This is a genomic window from Cupriavidus sp. 86D6 (genome assembly GCF_057815095.1).
Genome location: NZ_JBYPSB010000010.1, coordinates 102,540 through 122,007, shown reverse-complemented (window position 1 = coordinate 122,007; position 19,468 = coordinate 102,540). Strand labels below are relative to the sequence as shown.

The window sequence follows — 19,468 nt, the reverse complement described above, 5'->3', positions numbered from 1 at the left end:
ATGCACGTCCGGCCGCACGACCTGATCTGGCTGCGCGATCCCGCGGCGTTCATCGCCGAGGGATCGCTGCCGGACTGGGCCGATGCGGACTGGCTGGCGCAGGCGCCGCTGGTGGTGCGGCGCGACCGCGACACGGCCGGGCGCCTCCCGCCGCGTATCCCGATAGGGGTCCGGGGCAGCACCCGCGCGCAGCGGCACGCCGGCTGGATCGACACCGACCAGTGCGCGACGGTGGTCTCGCCATTCGACATCGCGCGTGAAGGCTTCTGGCGCCTGCATCCGCGCCGTGACGAGATTCCGGCGCTGCACGCGCTGGATGCGCTCGCCCGGCAGCTGGGCGCATTGCCCCAACCGTGGGGCGTGACGGGCGCCGTCGGCTTCACGCTGGCTTCCGGCATCGACGTGCTGCACACCGGAAGCGATATCGACTTGCTGCTGGACGCCGCCGAGCCGCTATCGCGCGCCACGCTGGCAACACTGAAATCGCTGATCGATACCGATGCCGTGCGGCTCGACATCCAGGTGGCCACCCCCTACGGCGCCTTTGCGCTGCGCGAACGGCTGCGTACCGGGGGCCGCGTGCTGCTGAAGACCGACACCGGCCCCGTGCTCTGCGAAGACCCCTGGCGCGCGCCATGCCCACCCTGCTGACCTTTCCCGGCCAGGGCGCCCAGCGCCCCGGCATGCTCCATGCGCTGCCCGATCATCCTGCCGCGGCGCATACGCTGGCCGAAGCCAGCGACGTGCTGGGCGCGGACATCCTGCTGCACGACGATGCCGCGCATCTGGCTTCCACGGTATCGGTACAGCTCTGCCTGCTGGCGGCGGGCGTAGCCAGCGCCCGCGCGCTGCTCGACGATGGCGCCGAGGCCCACGCCGTGGCCGGGCTGTCGATCGGCGCCTATGCGGCAGCGGTCACGGCCGGCGTGCTGCCGTTTGCCGATGCCGTACGGCTGGTTGCACAGCGCGGCAGGCTGATGGAGGCCGCCTATCCGTCAGGCTTTGGCATGACCGCGATCCTGGGGCTGGAACAAGGGCCGCTGGAGGCCGTGGTCGCCGATGTGCATCGGCCCGGCATGCCGGTCTTTATCGCCAACTACAACGCCGACACCCAGATGGTCGTCGCCGGATCGGACGCGGCCATGGCGCGCGTGGCGGCGCTGGCATTGGCGGCAGGCGCGCGCACGGCGCAGCGGGTGGCGATTGCGGTGCCGTCGCATTGCGCGTTGCTGGACGATGCCGCCGCGACGCTGCAGCGGGCCTTTGCGGACATCGCGTGCCGCCGCCCGACGCTGCGCTACTTCAGCGCCAGCGCGGCGCGCGAACTGCGCGACCCGGCGCGCATTGCCGAAGACCTGGCGCGCAACATGGCGCTGCCGGTGCGCTGGCATGAAACGATGCTGCTGGCACGCGCCTGCGACATGCGGCTGGCGGTGGAAATGCCGCCCGGCAACGTGCTGACCCGCCTGTGCCAGCCGCTGTTTCCACAAACACTGGCACTGGCGGAAACCCGCGCGGACAGCGTGCGGCTGCTGATGGCACGCGAGGCAGCGAGCTGATCGCGGCTTTCCTCTACCACCGGCGGCCGATCGATGACGGCCCCCCTCTCCCACCTGCGGCCGATCCATGACGGCTCCCCTCTCCCACTCGTGGGAGAGGGGCTGGGGGAGAGGGCAACGAGGCCCTGCTTGCCGACATATCGCACGTCGACCCGCAACGCCCCATCCCCCGCCCCACCAAAAGGCCAAAAAACCACAGCATCTAGTCGCGCGGCGTTTTCAACGTGGCCTCGACTGCCTCGCGCAGCGCCTGCAACAGCCGGCTGTCCTCGTCCACCTTGCGCAGCACCAGCGACATCTGCAGCACCGGCGCGTCCGGCCCCAGGCGGATGCGGCGCACCGGGTAGCGGTCCACGACGGTGGGGTCCATCAGTTGCACCACCGACACCCCAAGGCCCGCGCTGACCATCGCCACGATGGCCGTCACGCTGTCGAATTCCATCGCGCTGCGCTTGTCCGGCAGCAGTCCGTGGACGTGGCGCGCCGCCATCGCGCCCGACACGGTAGCCCGGTCATAACGGATCCAGTCGTAGCGGGCCAGCAGATCGGCCGGCGATTCGTTGCGGCTGCCGGCATCGGGCGGCGCAATCAGCATCAGTTCGCGGGTCGCCACCGGATACCAGCGCAGGCTGGCCACGCGGCCCGATTCGGGGCGCGCCACCACCGCCGCGTCAAGCTGGCCGGCCTTGACCATCTCCATCAGGCCCGTGCTGCGGCCCCGCAGCGGCTTGACCGTCAGGCGCGGATAGCGTTCGCGCAGGTAGCGCAACGTACCGGGCAGCAGCACCGGCTGCATCGATTCGATCACGCCGAGTCGCACCGCGCCTTCCACCGCCACGCTGGCCCGCCGGCGCAGCGTGTTCAGGTGCCGCAGCCCACCTTCCATCGACGCCGACACCTCGCGCGCCAACGCATTGGGCCGCACCTGCAGCCCGGAGCGATCGAACAACGGCTGTCCCAGGTATTGCTCCAGCTGCTTCATCTGCATGCTGACCGCGCTTGGCGTCAGGTGCATGGTGGCCGCCGCCGCCGCGAACGACCCTTCCTCGATAACGGCCGCCAGCGTGGCGAAGGTCTCCAGCTTCATCAAGATTCCTTATCAAGGACGTCAAACAACATCACTTTTTCTTGGTGCCAGCCAAGCATAGACTGGCTGCACGACGTGGCGCAAGGCTGTCACGGCCCCACTCAAACCCCCGGCCTGAACCGATAAAGAAGACGATACCGATGCCTGCACAACGCCCCCAAGCCTGGCGCGCCGCCGATGCCCAGCGCGACACCTCCTGGATCCTGCGCCTGACGGCCGCCCACGTGGCCAGCTTCGATCACGCCCTGGCCCACGCCAAGGCCGTCGGCAAGGCGCCGCTGGACATGACGCGTGACGACTTCCCGCTCGACGACGGCGCCCGCCAGGCGCTGGCGCGCGCGGTGGACATGACGCAGGGCCGCTGGGGCATGTGCCTGGTCAAGGGCTTTCCGGTGGATCGATGGAGCGAGGACGACACCCGCCTGGCCTACTGGGGCATCGGCCTGCATATGGGCGTGGCCCGCACGCAGAACCGGGCCAGCGATTTCATGAACGATGTGCGCGACGTGGGTGCGGCCTACAAGACCACCAACGGCCGCGGCTACAACACCAACGCCGGGCTCGACTTCCATACCGATTCGGGCGATATCGTGGGCCTGATCTGCCGCCGCGCCGCCAAATCGGGCGGCGAGAGCAAGGTGGTCAGCTCGATCGCCCTGCGTGACGCGGTGGCCCAGCGCCGCCCCGACCTGATCCCGGTACTGCAGCAGCCGTTCTACTACAGCTACCAGGGCGCGCAGGACCCGTCCCAGCCGCCCTACTACCCGTTGCCGATCCTGGGCAGCCACCCGACGGCCTTCGCGTTCCGCATCAACCGCAAGAACGTGGTGGCCGCGCAGCGCGACTTCGACGACGTGCCGCGCCTGACCCCGGCGCAGATCGAGGCACTGGACCTGCTCGACACGTTGCTGACCGATCCCGAGCTCTGCTTTGCCATGCAGCTCGAACAGGGTGACATGCAGCTGCTGAACAACTACGTGACCGTGCATTCGCGCACCAATTTCGAGGACTACGAGGAATTCGACCGCAAACGCCACCTGCTGCGCCTGTGGCTGGCCGTGCCCGGTTCGCAGCCGCTGCCTGACGACTGGGCCGTCTACTTCACCGACGTGCGCGCCGGCGCCGTGCGTGGCGGCCTGCGTGGCAGCGCCCGCAGCGCGGCATTCGATGCCTTCGAGCAACGCCAGGCCGCCACGATGGGCATGCCGTTGATGCCCTGGCCGGCAAGCCCTGCGGACCGCGCCGCCGCCAGCCCGGCGGCGACCACCGCCTGATACCGCAGAGAAGGCGGCCGGCGGCCGGCGGCCTGCTGCCGTGACGTACCCCTCACGGCGCCCGCCTGACGAGGCGCCGGCTTCATAAAGAGAAACGGAGACAACCCATGCAACGACGCGACTTTCTGGCGCTGCTCTCGGCGGCGCTGGTGTTGCCCCCCGACCTTCACGCCGCCCAGTCCGTGACCAGGCTGCTGGTCGGGGCCACGCCGGGCGGCGGCACCGACATCGTCGCCCGCTCGCTGGCGGCCGACCTGGAACAGCGCCTCAGGCATCCGTTTATCGTCGAGAACCGTGGCGGCGCGGCCGGCAATATCGCCGCCGTGGCGGTGGCCAAGGCCGAGCCCGATGGCGGCACGCTGCTGCTCAGCTATACCAGCCATGCCATCAACCCGGCCCTGTTCGAGAAAAAACCGTTCGATCCGATCAAGGACTTCACGCCGATTTCGCTGATTGCCAGTTCCCCGCTGATCCTGGTGGCCCGCTCCGGCCTGGAGGCAAACAACGTGCGCGAGCTGATCGCGCTGGCCAAGGCCAAGCCTGGCAAGATCAGCCTGGCCGTGGCCGGCGTGGGCAGCGCCAACCACCTGGCCGGCGAGATGCTCAAGCACGAGGCCGGCGTCGATATCGTCAGCGTCCCGTACAAGGGTGCCGGCCCGGCCGTGGCCGACGTCGTGGGCAGCCAGGCCGACCTGCTGCTGGGCAATGTGGCTACCGTGCAGCCGCTGCTGCAGGCGGGCAAGATCAAGGGGTTGGGGGTCAGCTGCCCGCAGCGGCTGCCGGCATTTCCGAACCTGGCGCCGATTGCCGATGTGATTCCGAATTTCGATTACCGGTCGTGGTACGGCCTGCTCGGGCCGGCCGGCATGGCGCCCGAAACGGTCAGGGAACTGGAAGCCGCCGCCGCAGCGGCCGTGGCATCGCCGGCCATGCGCAAACGGCTGACCGGCGAGGGGCTCGACCCGGTTGGCAATAGCGCCGCACAGTTCACGCAGTTCCTGCAGGGCGAGATCACGCGATGGGCCAAGGTGGTGGCGGTGACACATACGCGCCTGACCTGAAGCCTCCGCTGGCCGCCGGCCTGTATGCGGCGCGCAACTGCCCGTGCTTGAGCGGGATGCACGCGCTGCCCGCGCGGTCGTATGATGGGGGCTTCCGTCGCCCCCGCCCTTGCCGCCATGCCACTCGGGTATCTGCGCAGTCTGACCGCCCACCGCCGCAACCCGGTGTCGAACCGCCGGCTGGCAAGGGTGCTGTGTTTCGTGGCCGGCGCCGCCAACGCGGGCGGCTTCCTGGCGGTCCATCAATACACCTCGCACATGTCAGGGGTGGTGTCCTCCATTGCCGACGAGCTGGTGCTCCATCGCTATGGCATGGTGCTCAACGGCATCGGGGCGCTGGCGTCGTTCATCGGCGGCGCGGCCTGCTCCGCCATGCTGATCCACTGGGCGCGCCGCGCGCGCCTGCGCAGCGAGTACGCCATTCCGCTGCTGTTCGAAGCCTTGCTGCTGGTGGGCTTCGGCCTGCTCGGCACGCACCTGGACGACATGGAATGGCTGTTCGTGCCCGCCACGGTGATGCTGCTGTGCTTCATGATGGGGCTGCAGAATGCGCTGATCACCAAGCTGTCGAATGCGGAAATCCGCACCACCCACGTGACCGGCATGGTCACCGATATCGGCATCGAACTCGGCAAGCTGTGCTACTGGAATGGCCTGGCGCGATCCGGCGCGCCAGGCGGATCGCGCTCGGGACCGCCGCCGGTGATGGCCGACCGGCAGAAGCTGCGGCTGCTGGCGGTGCTGGTGGGACTGTTCTTCCTGGGCGGACTGGTCGGCGCGCAGGCCTTCAGCGCCATCGGCTATTCGGCCACCTTGCCGCTGGCGGCCTTGCTGCTGGTCGTCGCCATCATGCCGGTGGCCGACGACGTGCTGACGCGTGCGCTGCTGCGCGCCCACCGACACCACCTGGTCAGGCGCGCGCGCCGCTGGGGCGCGCGACGCCAGTTCATCGGACCACCGTCACCACCTCGAGACTGATCAGGTTCGGCCCCCCGCGCCCGGCGCCGCGCATCGGTGGCGTCCACGGATTCAGGCCGCCTGGCGTGCCAGCCAGTCCAGCAGCAAGGCGTTGATCGCGTCGTGGGCCTCGTACTGGACCCAGTGCCCGGCGCCATCGATCACCACGCCCTGCCGGTGTGGCCGGCCATCGACCAATGCCGCCAGCACGGCGGACGGGTCGGCGGTCACATCGTGTTCGCCGTAGGCGATCAGTACGGCGCCACCGGCCCGGGCCTGGGACTGGAAGCGGTCCAGCGCGGCGGCCAGGCCGCCCGCGCGCGAAATCTGCTTGCTGCGAAAACGCGTGTGCCGGCAAGACTCGGTATAGGCCAGCAGCGCCAGCGCATCGATCTTGTCAGGGTCCGCGATCATGAACGCCGCCACGTTGTGACGCATCGCCCCGGTCAGCGCGGCGGCATCGCCGGCACGCCGCCAGTCCACCAGGTCGATGGTCTGGCGCCGCACGCCGCCGTGGCCGCCGGGCCCCATCAGCGCCAGGCCACGCACGTTGGGCAGTGCGCTGGCCAGGTAGGACGCGGTCAACCCGCCAAACGAAAAGCCCACCAGATCGACCGGCCCTTCCACCGGCAGTTGCGCGAAGCCGGCCGCTACGGTGGCCACCAGCGTCGCCATCTCGCCATCGGCCGGATCGCCCGAGGCGCCAAAGCCGGGCAGGTCTGGCACCCAGACCGTATGCCGCGCGGACAGCGCCTCGATATTGCGCGCCCAGTGCAGCCAGCTGCCGTGCCCGCCATGCACCAGCAGCACATGCGGCCCCGCGCCAAAACGGCGCCAGACGATACGGCAGCCGTCGACATCGGTGGAATGGATATGCCCGGTCTGCGTCAGCCGGTGCACGAACGCGGCCGCCTGGCGCGCATCCGGCGCGCCTGCGGCTGCAATGGTGTCGATCGATTCCGCTTCACTGGCGGCCATATCCGTCATCCTGCGCTCTCCTGTCCGTTACGCGCCGAGCACCGCCACGCCGTCCGCCGCGCGAACGCCCTGGCCCACCGGCAGCACAAACACCGGGTTGATCTCGGCTTCCATCAGACGTGGCCCCAAGGCGGCCGCCATCCGCGAAAACGCCACGATAGCATCGACCCGCGCATCGGCGTCGGCTTTTGGCCGTCCGCGACAGCCATCGCGCGACGGGACTAGACCGCCGACGCTTCCTTGCCCTGCTTCACCGTGGCGTCGAGCACCGGCGGCGCGGTAACGATCGACGTCAGCGCGGGCTCGGCCGGCTTGAGCGCGGCCAGGTCCGGCAGCGGGCGGCGCAGCGACGGAATGGCCGCGAATGCCTGCTCCATCGCGTGGGAAACGCCCAGCGTCTCGTGGTCCTTGCGGAAACCGCCCACGATCTGCAGGCCGAACGGCATGCCCGCGTGATCGCGGCCGCACGGCAGCGACAGCGCCGGATGCGTGGTCAGCGTGACCACGTAGGTCAGCGACAGCCAGCGGTAGTAGTTCTCCTGGCGTACGCCATTGATCGATTCGGCGTAGAGCGATGTCCACGGGAACGGCGACACCGGCGTGGTCGGCGACAGGATCACGTCGTAGTCGCGATACAACTGCTGGAACCGCTGCAGGATGCGCGTCTGTTCGGCTTGCGCCCAGGCGCTGTCCACCAGCGACATGCGCGCGCCCATCTCGTAGTTGGCCCGCGTGTTCGGGCCCAGCTTCGACGGGTCGCGCGCGTAGGCGTCGCGCATGCCGGCCACGAAGCTTTCCGCGCGCAGCACGTCGAAGCAGCGGTGCGCTTCGCCCAGATCGATATCGATGGCGTCGCAACGGCGGAACAGGTGACGCATCGCGGCGATCTTCTCGCGAAACGTGCGGCGGATGCCGTCATCGACATCGCAGCAGCCAAAGTCTTCGGTGTACGCCACGCGCAGGCTGCCCAGGTCCACCGGCATCGGCGCCAGGAACGACAGCGGATCGAGCGGGTAGGTCAGCGGATCGCCGGCCGATACCCCGGCGGAGGCCGCCAGTTGCAGGCAGGCATCGGCCACGGTGCGGCCCATCGGCCCCACCACCGAGATCGGCGTCCAGCCCAGCAGCTTGCGCGAACTCGGCACCACGCCCGGCGACGGACGGAAGCCCACCACCCCGCACTTGGCGGCCGGGATGCGCAGCGACCCTCCGGTGTCCGAGCCCGTGCAGACCGGCAGCAGGTCTGCCGCCAGCGCGGCAGCCGAGCCGCCCGACGATCCGCCCGCGTTGAGGTTCGGATTGAACGGATTGCCCGTGGCGCCCCAGACGTCGTTGCGCGAATTGGCACCGGCGCCCATTTCCGGGATGTTGGTCTTGCCGGCCACGATGGCTCCCGCAGCGCGCAGGCGCGCCACCAGCACATTGTCTTCGGCCGGTACGTTGTCGCGGTACAGCGGCGAGCCGTACGTCGTCAGCAGGCCGGCCGTGGCCTCCAGGTCCTTCACGCCAAGCGGCAGGCCGTGCAGCAGGCCCAGCGGCTTGCCATCGAGCACCGCCCGTTCGGCGGCGCGGGCTTCCTCGCGGGCGCGGTCGAAGCAGGTGGCGGTCACCGCGTTGAGGAACGGGTTCACCTGTCCGATCTGCGCGATGCAGGCGTCCAGCAGTTCGACCGGCGAAATTTCCTTGCTGCCGATCATGCGCCGTAGCTCGGTGGCCGGGCGCGCCACCAGCGTCTTCTGTGCTTCGTTCACGACTGTCTCCAGAGGCCGTCTCAATCGGCCGTAATGTTCGCACGCTGTGCCGTGGCGCGCATCAGCGGCAGTTCCTTCGCAATCAATGCGGACACCGCCGCGCCGTTGCCGTCCAGCGGTTCGAAGCCCGCATGGGTCAGCGCCTTGCGCGTCTCCGGGTCGGCCATCACGTCGGCCAGTGCCTTTTCCAGCTTCAGCTTCACGTCGGCCGGCAGGCCGCGCGGCGCCACCAGCGCCAGCCAGGTGTCGGCGTCGATGCCGGGATAGCCCGCTTCGGCGGCCGTCGGCACGTCAGGCAGCAGCGCGGACCGCCTGGCGGTGGTCACCGCAATGGCCTTGACCTTGCCCGACTTCACCTGCGGGATCGCGGCGGCCACGGTATCCACCGTGAACGGGATCTGCCCGCCGATCAGGTCGGTCATGGCCGGCGCGCTGCCCTTGTACGGCACGTGCAGCAGCTTCACGCCGGCCAGGTTGAACAGCATCTCGCCGGCGAACTGGGCCGTGGTGCCGCTGCCGAACGAGCCGTACGTCAGCTTGCCCGGTTGCGCCTTGGCGGCGGCCACCAGCTGCTTCAGGTTGCCGACGGGCTGGTCCTTGTTGGCCAGCAGGATCAGACCGGTGCGGCCCATAAACCCGATTGGCTCGAAGCTCTTCACGGGGTCGTACGGCAGCTTGGCGTGGATGGCCGGGTTCACCGTGAACGTGGTGCCCGAGCTGGCCAGCAGCGTATAGCCGTCCGGCGCGGCCTTGGCGACGTAGCTGGCGCCGACGATGGTGCCTGCGCCGGGGCGGTTGTCGATCACCACGGTCTGGCCAAGCTTGTCGCCAAGCTTCTTGCCGACCAGGCGCCCGATCACGTCGGTGGCGCCACCGGGCGGGAACGGAATCACCAGCTGGATCGGCTTGGACGGAAAGGTGTCCGCAAACGCCAGCGAGGCACCGGCTGCGAGGCTGCACGCAACGACGGCGTGGGCAATTCGGGAAGGCAAACGGGTCATGATCAAGCTCCGCAACGATGCAATCGAAAGATCGGGATTCGGTTCAGGGGACTATCAGGCGGCCAGCGCCGCGCCACGCTCGGCAAAGCGCGCGTATTCCTCGGGCGGCACGAACAGGCCGCCCGTCGTCCACACCAGATGGGTGGCATGGGCCATCGCGCCGTCCAGGTGGTGCTGTGCCAGGTAGGCGCGCCCGGCTTCGGTGCCGGTCAGCATGCCCGGGCCGCTGAAGCCAGCCGCGGCGGACGGCTCGATGCGCAAGCCTTCGGCTTCGCGCACGCGATGGAGGTCGGCAAACAGCGTGTCGTCGGTTACGGTGCAGACCCCGGCCAGCAGCGCACGCATGGCCTGCGCGGCCAGCGCCGACGCCTGCGGCACGGCCAGCCCGTCGGCCTCGGTGCGGTTGGTAAGGCCCACGTCGTACACCGTTGCGCCCGGTGCCAGCATTTCCACCAGGAAGCACGGCGACTGCGTGGGCTCGACAAAGACCGGATGCACGTTCGGGCCATAAAGCTGGCGCAATCCGAAGGCGATGCCGGCTGGCGCGCCGCCCACGCCGCATGGCAGGTAGACGAACAGCGGGTGCGTGGCATCGACCTTCAAGTCTGCCCCGGCCAGCTGGTCGTGAAGATGCAGGGCGGCGGCACTGTAGCCCAGCATCAGCGACAGCGACCGTTCATCGTCGACGAAATAGCTGTATGGGTCGGCGTCGGCCTCGCGGCGGCCGGCCGCGACGGCGGCGGCATAGTCGCCCGTGTGTTCCACCACGGCCACGCCGCGCGCCCGCAGGCGGGCCTTCTTCCATTCCTTGGCGTCGGCCGACATGTGGACGGCCGCGCGGAAGCCCAGCGCCGAGGCCATCACGCCGATACTCAGCCCGAGATTGCCCGTGGAGCCCACCGCCACCTGGTAGCGGCCGAACAGCGCGCGCGCCGGGGTTTCGGCCAGCACGCCATAGTCGGCGTCACGCGTCACCAGGCCGTGTTCGAGCGCGAGCGACTCGGCAAACTCCAGCACTTCATGAATGCCGCCGCGCGCCTTGATCGAACCGGCCACGGGCAGGCTGTGATCGGCCTTGATCCACAGCGCGCCGGCCGAGGCCGGCAGACCGAGCGCACGCTGCATGGCCGGCGCTGGCAGCAGGTCCGATTCGATCCGCCCTGCGCTGCCTTGCAGTTCGGGAAACAGCCGCGCCAGCAGCGGCGCAAATCTGTCGAAGCGCGCCCGGGCCGTTTTCACATCAGCTAGACTAATGCCGCGCCCTTCCACGACGGTGGGTACGGCCGCAGCGTCACTGCGGTGGGGGTTGCCCCAGAAGACCGGGCGGGCGGCCTGCAGATCGGCGAGCAGTTGTTGCGGGAGTGTGGAAAGATCGGTCGGCATGAAGCAGGGAAAAGCGGAAGGGGTGACTTCATTCTTGTCCCATTACACCGTCGTGACAAACCATTTGTACTGATCCGAGCATTAGCCTGACTAATGGCCAATACGCTTTCTGCATCATTATTGGGCTGGCTGCGCTGTTTTGAGGCGGCGGCCCGACATTGCAACTTCACGCAGGCGGCCGCCGAGCTGTGCGTGACCCAGGGCGCGGTCAGCCAGCAGGTCAAGCAGCTGGAGCAATGGCTGGACCGGCCGCTGTTCCTGCGCACGCCGCGCGCGCTGGTGCTGACGCCGGAAGGCGAGCGCCTGCGCTTTGTGCTGCGCGAGTCGTTCCAGGCCATCGAAGGCACGCTGACGCAGTTGCGCAGGCCGCGCGACAAGCAGCCCATCGCGCTGTCGTGCTCGCCGTCATTCGCGATGGTGTGGCTTACGCCCCGGCTGGGCGGCTTCTTCCGCCAGCATCCGGACATCGGCTTGCGCGTCTATGGCGAATTCCACGCGCTCGACCGCTCGCGCATGCTGCGCGACGGCACCGAGGCCGCCGTGCGCTTCGATCCCGGTGGCTATCCGGACCTCAAGGCGCATCAGTTCCTGGAGGAATGGCTGATCCCGGTGGCCAGCCCCGCCTATCTCGACGCGCACCCCGAACTGCAATCGCCCGAAGGCCTGCGCGCCGGCATGCTGCTGCACGACGTAACCCCGTGGGATGGCGCCGGCGAGTTCGAGGAATGGCAATGCTGGCTGCGCCACGCCGGCCTGACCCTGGCCGATGCATCGGCCGGCCAGCGATTCAACCTGTCGCAGCTGGCCATCAATGCCGCGCTGGCCGGGCAAGGCGTCGCTATGGGACGTTCCGCGCTGGTGCTAGAAGACCTGGAATCGGGCCGCCTGGTGGACCTGTGGGGCATCCACGCGCGCAGCCACGCGTCGTACCACTTTGTCTGCGCGCACGGGCAGACCGCCCAGGTGGCCGAAGTGGAAGCCTGGCTGGTGGCCGAGGGCGCGGCATTCGACGCCGCGCGCCGGCGTGTGCTGGGAATCGGCTAGGGCGCCTGGCTAGCGCAGGTGGCTAGGCCTGCATCGTATCGATGTGGACCTCGGATTCCAGCGTGCGATGCACCGGGCATTTGTCGGCAATGACCATCAGCGAGGCGCGCTGCTCTGCAGTCAGCTCGCCACTGATCGCGATGCGCCGCTCGATCCGGTCCACCATGCCCACGGTGGTCTCGCAGTTGGCGCAGTCCTTCGCATGGATCTTTTCGTGCCGCAACTGCACGGCCACGTGTTCCAGCGGCAACGCCTTGCGTTCGGCGTACATGCGCATCGTCATCGACGTACAGGCACCCAGCGCCGACAAGAGCAGCTCATAGGGATTCGGGCCGGCATCGTCGCCGCCCAGCGCAGCGGGCTCGTCGGCAACGAACGCATGGCCGCCCACGCGGACGGTCTGCTGGTATCGGCCCCGATGGCGCTCGGCCACCACCACCACGCCGGGCTCGGGAATCTCGGCCTGGACGTCCTCGGTCAGCGTGGGCAGGTAATGCTGCGCCCACGCCGCAATCATGCTGGCCGCATACGCCGCGCCGGCGCGGTTCTGCAGCAGGTGGTCGGCGCCGTCCAGCGCCACGTAGCTCTTGGGCTGCGCCGCGGCCTCGAAGATCGCCAGGCCGTTCTGCACTTCCACCGTGTCGTCGGTCGGCGACTGCAGGACCAGTAGCGGCTTGCCAAGGTGGGCCACCTCGTCGAGCAGCGTGTGACGGGAAACATCGTCGATGAACTGCCGCGCGATGCGGAACGGACGCCCCGCCAGCCTGACCTCCAGCTCGCCTTCGGCGCGAATGCGCTCGACGTTGTCTCCCAGCAGCCCCAGCACATGGCGCGGATCGCTGGGCGCGGCGATCGTGACCACGGCGCGGAGTTCGGGCAGGCGGCGGGCCACGCCCAGCACGGCGGCGCCGCCCAGGCTATGGCCGATCAACAGCGTGGGCGCCTGGCCGCGCGCACGCATATACATGGCCACGGCCTCCAGGTCGGCGAGGTTCGACGAGAAATTGGTGCTGGCGAAATCGCCCTCGCTGGCGCCGATGCCCGTGAAATCGAAGCGCAATACGGCAATGCCCTGGGCCGTCAGTGCCCGCGCGATGCGCGTGGCCGCCAGGCTGGCCTTGCCACAGGTAAAGCAGTGCGCAAACAGCGCATGCGCGCGCACCGGGCCATCGGGCCACTCCATCCGGCCGGACAGCGTACCGCCCTGACTGCCGGGAATCTCGATTTTCTCGACGCTCATCACCGCCCCCTCGACACGCGTTGCCCGAACTCCCGAAGCATAGTCCACGCACCGGTTTCGCGTGAGGGCGCGCCATCGGCGCGGTCGCCTGGAACCTGTCTCAGGCCATATCGATCAGCGCGGGGTCCATGTAGCGTTCGGCGTAGGCGCGATGAATGCCTGCCGCGATGAACAGGTCGAACAGCTCGGCGTCGATATGCTGCTGGTCGCGCAGCCGGGTCATGATGCCCACGGCTTCGGACAGCGTCTTGGCCTTCTTGTAGGGGCGGTCGGCAGCCGTCAGCGCCTCGAAGATATCGGCGATACCCATCATCCTGGCTAACGGGCTCATCTGGTCGCGCTTGAGACCACGCGGATAGCCGGTGCCATCCATCTTCTCGTGGTGTCCGCCCGCAATCTCCGGCACGTCACGCAGATGCTTCGGAAACGGCAGGCGCGACAGCATGATCTGCGTCTGCACGATATGGTCCTCGATCTTGAATCGCTCCTCCGCGGTCAGCGTACCGCGCGATATCGTCAGGTTGTGCAGTTCGCCACGGTCGTAGAGATACGCGGGCGCGCGAAGCCGGAACCCCCACGGATTGATGTCGGCGATCTGGTCCCTTGCGGCACGTTCGATCCGATGATCCGGACGGTCGGCCAGCAGCGGCTCCATGACCGGCAGCGGCACGGCCGGCATGCTGTTCCGGCGGCTCAATTCCTCGTGCGAGACGCCGAGCCGGTCGTCCAGCGTGCGCCGCCAGGTCCGCGTGGCGATCTGCCGCAGGCGGGCCTGGTCCCCGGCCTCCATCTGCTCGCCGCCCACATTGCACGCCGCCACGAACGCGAACTCCTCGTCGAGCTGGCGCAGCAGCCCATCGCGCCGCTCGCGCGCGGCCTGCGGATCTTCGCCATCGGCCACGGCCTGCAGACAGGCGATTTCCGCGTCGCGCTTCAGCACCTCGAAGCGCATGCGCACTTCATGAATACGGTCATACAGCATTTCGAGCTTGGTGGCCTTGTCGATCACGTAGTCGGGTGTGGTGACGTTGCCGCAGTCATGCAGCCAGGCGGCCACGTGCAGCGCCTCCCATTCCGTTTCGGTCAGGTTGAAGGACTGGTAGGGCCCTTCGGTGGCATCGCAGGCGGCCCGCGCCAGCAGCTTGGCCAGTTCCGGCACGCGCGCGCAGTGGCCGCCGGTGTGCGGGCTCCTGGCGTCGATGGCGCCGGCCAGCAGGCGGATGAACGCATCGAACAGGTCGCGCTGCGCCGTGGTGAGCTCGCCCACCTCCAGCGCGCCGGCCGACAGGCTGGCCATGGTGCTGGCAAATGCCAGCTGCGCGGCTTCGATCGGCGTATCGCGCAGCACCAGCACGACGCCCAGCAGCGCCTGCTGGCGGTTGATCAGCGGAATGACGGCGGCGTGTACCGGCGCCGCGCCCGCCAGCACATCGAGCCGCGCGGCGGCCACGTCGGCCGATGTCAGATGGCCGGCGCGCGCCGTGCCTTCGCGCACGGCCGTGCGCACCAGCGCCAGGGTGTCGTGCGCCAGCGTCTCGCTCATCGTGGTCACTTCGGTGCCACTGCGGTCGAAGCCCACGGCGGGGCGCAGGCCTTCGTCCTCACTGGCCGCCAGGTACAACGCCCCGGCCTGTCCGCCTGCGGCGCTCAGCGTCTCCTGCAGCAGCAGCGGCAGCAGCCGGTCGAGACGGTGCTCGGCCGATACGGCCCCCATGACGTGCAGCATGCGCTGGATGGTGCCGCGCATCTGGTCCATCGTCATGGCCAGATCGTTCACTTCGTCAATTTGCGAGCGGACCGACACGGGACGCACGAAATCGAAGCGGCGGATGGCGTCGGCCTCGGCGGCCAGCGACTGCAGCGGCCGCGCCACGCTGCGCGCGACCAGCCAGGTGACCGGCAACGCCAGCAGCAGCACCAGCCCGGTCATGACCATGCCCCACGCGGCGTGTTGCCGGGCATCGTGCAATAGCTCGGTCTGCGGAATGGCGGACACCAGCAGCAGCGAATTGGGGTCCTTGGGGTCCAGCCAGTCCACCGACGTGTACCAGGCTTCGCCATCGGCACGTTCCAGCTGCATGGGGTGCGCGACGGCCTGCCGGTCGCCGGGCGCCGCCACCCTGGCGGCAAGGCCGGTCAGTACGGCCAGGCCGTAGTCCTCGGGACGACCCGCCGGATCCATGATCACCGTATCGGGCGCGGCCACGGAATCGGGCGTCGTACGGTTGATGGCGACGAGCCTGCCCTTGCGGTCCAGCAGCGCCAGCACCGCGCGCGGCGTCAGCGTTTCGTGGTTCAACAGCTGGCCCAGCGCGTCCAGCCGGAAGTCCCCGCCAACCACGGCCTGCCCGTCAGCGGTGCGCAAGGCCAGCGTGGCGCCCGATTCGCGGTCGGAATAGAACATGTACGGATCGGTGCGCACCAGCGTTCCGGACGCCATGGCCGAGGCGTACCAGGGCCGCGTGCGCGGGTCGTAGCGCCCGGCAAAGTCGGCGGCATCAGCCTCGCCGACCGGAGCCAGATCAGACGCAAGGTAATAGTACCGACCCACTGCGCGACCGCTGTCGCGGTCCACGCTTTGCACCAGGAATGCCGCGCGCGGCGGCGCCTTGTAGGCGCCGCGCTCGCCCTCGTCGCGCAGCGGGCGCATATAGAAGAAACTGCCGTCCGCGTAGCCGATATACAGCGCCTGCAGGATCGGCGAGCTTTCCAGCGCGTCGCGCATCAGCGCCATGCGCTGCTTGCGCTGCGCCAGCAACCTGGCATCGGCCAGCGAACTGTGGGTGAGCAGCCGGACCGCCATCTGGGCCGGCTGCAACAGGTTCTCGACTTCCTCCAGGCTCTCGCGGCTGACGCGCTGGGTGGTGTCCGTGACGGACCGCTCAAGCGCGTCCTTGGTCATCACGTAGTTGATGCTGCAAATCAGCGCCCCCACCAGCAGCACCAGCGAGCCGAACCACGTCCAGAGATGGAAATGGAGCCGCACGCTCCGTCGCACTGCCGTTGCCATACAGCCCCTCCCGATGTGGGGTGCTTCGTGAAATGACAGTTCAGCGTCCGTCGAATCTGCGCGCCAGGCCCTTGCGCTGGAAGGCATCGACGACGAATTCGATGAACACGCGCGTCTTGGGCGGCAGCAGCTTGCGGTTGGGATAGTAAAGCGCCAGAGGGCCGTTGTCAGCACACCAGCCAGGCACCAGGCGCACCAGGTCGCCGCGTTCCAGCCACGGCGCGGCATGCGGCATCGGCAGCAGCGCCACGCCCAGGCCCTGCATCGCGGCGTGGGCCATGGCTTCGGGGTCGTCGAAGATCAGCCGGGTACGCGGCTCGGCCAGGGCTTCCTCGCCAATCTGGTTGCGCAGGTTCCACAGCCGCAGGCGGCCGGTGGAGGCAGACCGGCGCACGATTCCATCGAACGCGGACAGGTCGGACGGATGCTTCGGAAGGGTCTTGCCTGCCAGGTAGGCGGGGGAGGCTACCGCCACCACGTAGGTCCGCGCCAGTTCGCGCGCCACCACGCCCTCGGTCAGTTCGATGCCGCCGCCAATGGCCGCGTCGAAGCCGCCGGCAATCAGGTCCACGCTCCGGTTCTCGAAATGCCAATCGGGAACGATGGCTGGATACATCGACAGGAATTCGCCAAGCAGCGGCACCAGGTATTCGCGTCCAAACGCCACGCCCATGCTGACCTTGAGCACCCCGGCCGGCTTGCCGTCTTCCTGCGCGGCGCTGGCAAACGCATCGCGCAACGTGGAATAAGGGTCGGACACCTGCCGGAAGAACTGCTCGCCGCCCATGGTCAGCGTGAGCTTGCGCGTGCTGCGCTGGAACAGCCGCAGTCCGAGGTGGTCCTCGAGCCGGGCCACGTTCTTGCTGACGGCGGCGGGCGTCAGGCCGAGCCGGCGGGCCGCAGCCGAAAAGCTGCCCGTTTCGGCACTCTGGATAAACGATTCGAGCAGATTCAAGGCTTCCATGGCGGCAAGCTTATACCAATGGTTGAAAAAGTTGATCCGGATTTATGACTACCGGTAGGGGATACCACAAACCATACTTCGCTTACCAACCCTCTCTCAACAAGGAAACGGATCATGACCTCGCTCTCGAACAAAGTTGCCTTCGTAACCGGCGGTGCACGGGGCATCGGCGCTGCCGTGGTACGCCGCCTGGCCCGGGACGGCGCCGCCGTCGCCTTTACCTACCAGAGCTCCGGCGCCGCCGCACAGGCGCTGGTGGAGTCGATCCAGGCAGCCGGCGGCCGCGCCAAGGCCTATCGCGCCGATGCAGCCGACGCCGCCGCGCTTACCGACGCCATCAACGATGCGGCCGTGCATTTCGGCAAGATCGACATCCTGGTCAACAACGCCGGCGTGCTGTTCCTGGGCGCGGTCGAGGACTTCTCGCTGGAAGACTTCGACAAGACGCTGGCCGTCAACGTCCGCGCCGTGTTTGTGGCCAGCAAGGCCGTGCTGTCGCACATGGGCGAAGGTGGCCGCATCATCAACATCGGCAGCACCAACGCCGACCGCATGCCGTTCGCCGGCGGCGCCGCCTACGCCATGAGCAAGTCCGCCCTGAAGGGCCTCGTGCAAGGCCTGTCGCGCGATCTGGGCCCGAAGGGCATCACGGTCAACAATGTGCAGCCCGGCCCGGTCAACACCGACATGAACCCCGAGAACTCCGACTTCGCCGCATCGCTGCATGGTCTGATGGCCCTGCCGCGCCACGGCCACCCGGATGAAATCGCAAGCATGGTCGCCTATCTGGCGGGCCCGGAAGCCAGCTTCGTCACCGGCGCCAGCCTGAACGTGGACGGCGGCTTCGCGGCGTAACGCCTAACGCCGGTCGCTCGGCGCGCAAGCGCCGGCATCGACGCTCCGCTCGGCATCGCCCCTCCGCCGCATGCGGTCGAGGGGCCATTGACCGTCATGCCCGCACGCATGCGGGGCAGTCGCAACACGTACGGCGCCACAAAGTTGCGAACAACAAGCGGTGTGAGACAATCGCAGGCGTTTTCCGGGCAATTGCCCGGCATACCTTTTTAACGCCCCGTACATGTCCAGCACTACCCAGCACATTCCGGCTACCACCGAGGGCATCGATCCCTGGTCACACCTCGACGAAGCCGGCACCGGGCTGAACGTCAACGACTTCCTGACCACCATGCTGAGCCAGCTGGTGACCGCCCTGCGCAGCAGCGTCACCGAGCCGTATGCGACGCAATTCGACCTGACCGTGCCGGAATGGCGCATTCTGGCGCTATTGGCCCACGGCGAGCCGATGTCCTTCGCGGAACTGGTCAAGCAATCGACGTCGGACAAGGCCCTGGTCAGCCGCACGCTGCGATTGCTCGAAGACCGTGGCCTCGTCACGCTGGAATCGGAGGGCACGACGCCGCGCAAGCGCCTGTCCTGCAAGATCAGCGAAGCCGGGGCGGCCCTTCATGCACAGGTGATTCCACTGGCGCGGCGCGGTCAGGCTTCCGTGATCCGGCTGCTCACGCCCGAGGAGCGGCAGGGTCTCTATGCTGGCCTGCGCAAGCTGCACGGGATCTGCACGGGCCCCGGCAAGGCATAGCGCGCCTTGCCGGCAACGGCGGCGCCGGCAGTTAGCGGCGCCTGGCGACGTGATCGAGGACGCGATCCAGCTTGGCGTCCATCGTTGTCAGTTGCACCTCGACCTTGTTCAACCGCTCGTCGGTCCGGTCGGCTCGCGCTTCCAGGCGTTCGAGCCGTTTGTCCATGGCAGCGAACCTGCCGTCATAACGCTGGTCCATGGCTGCCAGCTGACCGTTGAACCGCTTGTCCATCTCGTCGAAACGCACATGGATGCGCTTGTCGAGTTCCTCGATGCTCCGCGTCACGGCAACCAGCTTGTCTGCCATCGACGCGTTGATCGTGGTCATGATGTAGAGCACGAACGTCACGCCTGCGCCGACCATCGCCAGAACGGGCGCCCACTCCGCCACGCCGTAGCGGCCCGGTGGCGGCCCGCCCGCATCGCCCGGTGCCCGCGACCTGCCCCGGTGCGGCTTCGCATCGATGGCGTCATTGGCGCAGTGTTCTGCCATTGCGGCAGTTCGAAGAATCCTCATGATTGACCCCTGAAACGAAGGTTGCCCGTCGGTGGCCCGCTC

General features: G+C 68.4%; 16 protein-coding genes and 2 pseudogenes. 8 read left to right on the top strand and 10 right to left on the bottom strand.

Going from position 1 to position 19,468, the window contains the following annotated elements; all coding sequences use genetic code 11:
• A complete protein-coding gene (locus tag AC3G88_RS20830) occupies positions 1–651 on the top strand; it encodes a malonate decarboxylase holo-ACP synthase (RefSeq protein WP_488893819.1) in 651 nt (216 codons plus the stop codon).
• Positions 636–1,559, top strand: a complete 924-nt coding sequence (gene mdcH / locus AC3G88_RS20825; RefSeq protein WP_488773783.1) for a malonate decarboxylase subunit epsilon — start codon at positions 636–638, stop codon at positions 1,557–1,559. The genes AC3G88_RS20830 and mdcH overlap by 16 nt, the downstream gene beginning before the upstream one ends.
• 202 nt (positions 1,560–1,761) lie before the next feature.
• Here mdcH and AC3G88_RS20820 read toward each other — a convergent pair whose 3' ends face one another.
• The gene (locus AC3G88_RS20820; protein WP_488773784.1) at positions 1,762–2,646 is read right to left on the bottom strand and encodes a LysR family transcriptional regulator; all 885 of its coding nucleotides are present in this window, start codon (positions 2,644–2,646) and stop codon (positions 1,762–1,764) included.
• A gap of 140 nt (positions 2,647–2,786) precedes the next feature.
• Between AC3G88_RS20820 and AC3G88_RS20815 the strand changes: the two genes are divergently transcribed.
• From AC3G88_RS20815 to AC3G88_RS20805, 3 genes and pseudogenes are all read left to right on the top strand, one after another.
• Positions 2,787–3,920, top strand: coding sequence for a TauD/TfdA family dioxygenase (locus AC3G88_RS20815; protein ID WP_488773785.1), 1,134 nt, complete (start codon positions 2,787–2,789; stop codon positions 3,918–3,920).
• A 107-nt stretch (positions 3,921–4,027) separates the two neighbouring features.
• Complete coding sequence (locus AC3G88_RS20810) at positions 4,028–4,981, top strand: tripartite tricarboxylate transporter substrate binding protein (protein ID WP_488773786.1); 954 nt, start codon at positions 4,028–4,030, stop codon at positions 4,979–4,981.
• 117 nt (positions 4,982–5,098) lie between these two features.
• Positions 5,099–5,911 (top strand): annotated as a pseudogene (locus tag AC3G88_RS20805) (YoaK family protein); the annotation flags it as partial.
• 99 nt (positions 5,912–6,010) lie between these two features.
• Here the strand turns inward: AC3G88_RS20805 and AC3G88_RS20800 are convergent.
• The 5 genes and pseudogenes from AC3G88_RS20800 to dsdA all read right to left on the bottom strand — a co-directional run bounded on the left by AC3G88_RS20800 (position 6,011) and on the right by dsdA (position 11,051).
• Positions 6,011–6,925 carry an alpha/beta fold hydrolase gene (locus AC3G88_RS20800; RefSeq protein WP_488773787.1) on the bottom strand — a complete coding sequence of 305 codons (915 nt, stop codon included), beginning with the start codon at positions 6,923–6,925 and terminating at the stop codon, positions 6,011–6,013.
• Between the two features lie 18 nt (positions 6,926–6,943).
• Positions 6,944–7,135 (bottom strand): annotated as a pseudogene (locus tag AC3G88_RS20795) (hypothetical protein); the annotation flags it as partial.
• 2 nt (positions 7,136–7,137) lie between these two features.
• Positions 7,138–8,613: an amidase gene (locus AC3G88_RS20790; protein ID WP_488773866.1), complete on the bottom strand. Its 1,476-nt coding sequence runs from the start codon at positions 8,611–8,613 to the stop codon at positions 7,138–7,140.
• 74 nt (positions 8,614–8,687) lie between these two features.
• Positions 8,688–9,668, bottom strand: coding sequence for a Bug family tripartite tricarboxylate transporter substrate binding protein (locus AC3G88_RS20785; RefSeq protein ID WP_488773788.1), 981 nt, complete (start codon positions 9,666–9,668; stop codon positions 8,688–8,690).
• Positions 9,669–9,722: 54 nt separating this feature from the next.
• Positions 9,723–11,051 carry a D-serine ammonia-lyase gene (gene dsdA / locus AC3G88_RS20780; protein WP_488773789.1) on the bottom strand — a complete coding sequence of 443 codons (1,329 nt, stop codon included), beginning with the start codon at positions 11,049–11,051 and terminating at the stop codon, positions 9,723–9,725.
• A gap of 93 nt (positions 11,052–11,144) precedes the next feature.
• Between dsdA and AC3G88_RS20775 the strand changes: the two genes are divergently transcribed.
• Positions 11,145–12,095 (top strand): LysR family transcriptional regulator, encoded by a 951-nt coding sequence (locus tag AC3G88_RS20775; protein ID WP_488773790.1) that lies wholly within the window; start codon positions 11,145–11,147, stop codon positions 12,093–12,095.
• A gap of 22 nt (positions 12,096–12,117) precedes the next feature.
• Here AC3G88_RS20775 and AC3G88_RS20770 read toward each other — a convergent pair whose 3' ends face one another.
• The 3 genes from AC3G88_RS20770 to AC3G88_RS20760 all read right to left on the bottom strand — a co-directional run bounded on the left by AC3G88_RS20770 (position 12,118) and on the right by AC3G88_RS20760 (position 17,309).
• Positions 12,118–13,335 carry a bifunctional alpha/beta hydrolase/OsmC family protein gene (locus AC3G88_RS20770; RefSeq protein ID WP_488773791.1) on the bottom strand — a complete coding sequence of 406 codons (1,218 nt, stop codon included), beginning with the start codon at positions 13,333–13,335 and terminating at the stop codon, positions 12,118–12,120.
• A 100-nt stretch (positions 13,336–13,435) separates the two neighbouring features.
• Complete coding sequence (locus tag AC3G88_RS20765) at positions 13,436–16,345, bottom strand: HD domain-containing phosphohydrolase (RefSeq protein WP_488893818.1); 2,910 nt, start codon at positions 16,343–16,345, stop codon at positions 13,436–13,438.
• Positions 16,346–16,385: 40 nt separating this feature from the next.
• On the bottom strand, positions 16,386–17,309 hold the full coding sequence (locus AC3G88_RS20760; protein ID WP_488773793.1) for a LysR family transcriptional regulator: 924 nt from the start codon (positions 17,307–17,309) through the stop codon (positions 16,386–16,388).
• Between the two features lie 114 nt (positions 17,310–17,423).
• Between AC3G88_RS20760 and AC3G88_RS20755 the strand changes: the two genes are divergently transcribed.
• Positions 17,424–18,164: an SDR family oxidoreductase gene (locus AC3G88_RS20755; protein WP_488773794.1), complete on the top strand. Its 741-nt coding sequence runs from the start codon at positions 17,424–17,426 to the stop codon at positions 18,162–18,164.
• A gap of 223 nt (positions 18,165–18,387) precedes the next feature.
• On the top strand, positions 18,388–18,909 hold the full coding sequence (locus AC3G88_RS20750) for a MarR family winged helix-turn-helix transcriptional regulator (RefSeq protein ID WP_153947070.1): 522 nt from the start codon (positions 18,388–18,390) through the stop codon (positions 18,907–18,909).
• Positions 18,910–18,940: 31 nt separating this feature from the next.
• Here the strand turns inward: AC3G88_RS20750 and AC3G88_RS20745 are convergent, their stop codons facing one another.
• On the bottom strand, positions 18,941–19,402 hold the full coding sequence (locus AC3G88_RS20745) for a hypothetical protein (RefSeq protein ID WP_488773795.1): 462 nt from the start codon (positions 19,400–19,402) through the stop codon (positions 18,941–18,943).
• Positions 19,403–19,468: the final 66 nt, after the last annotated feature.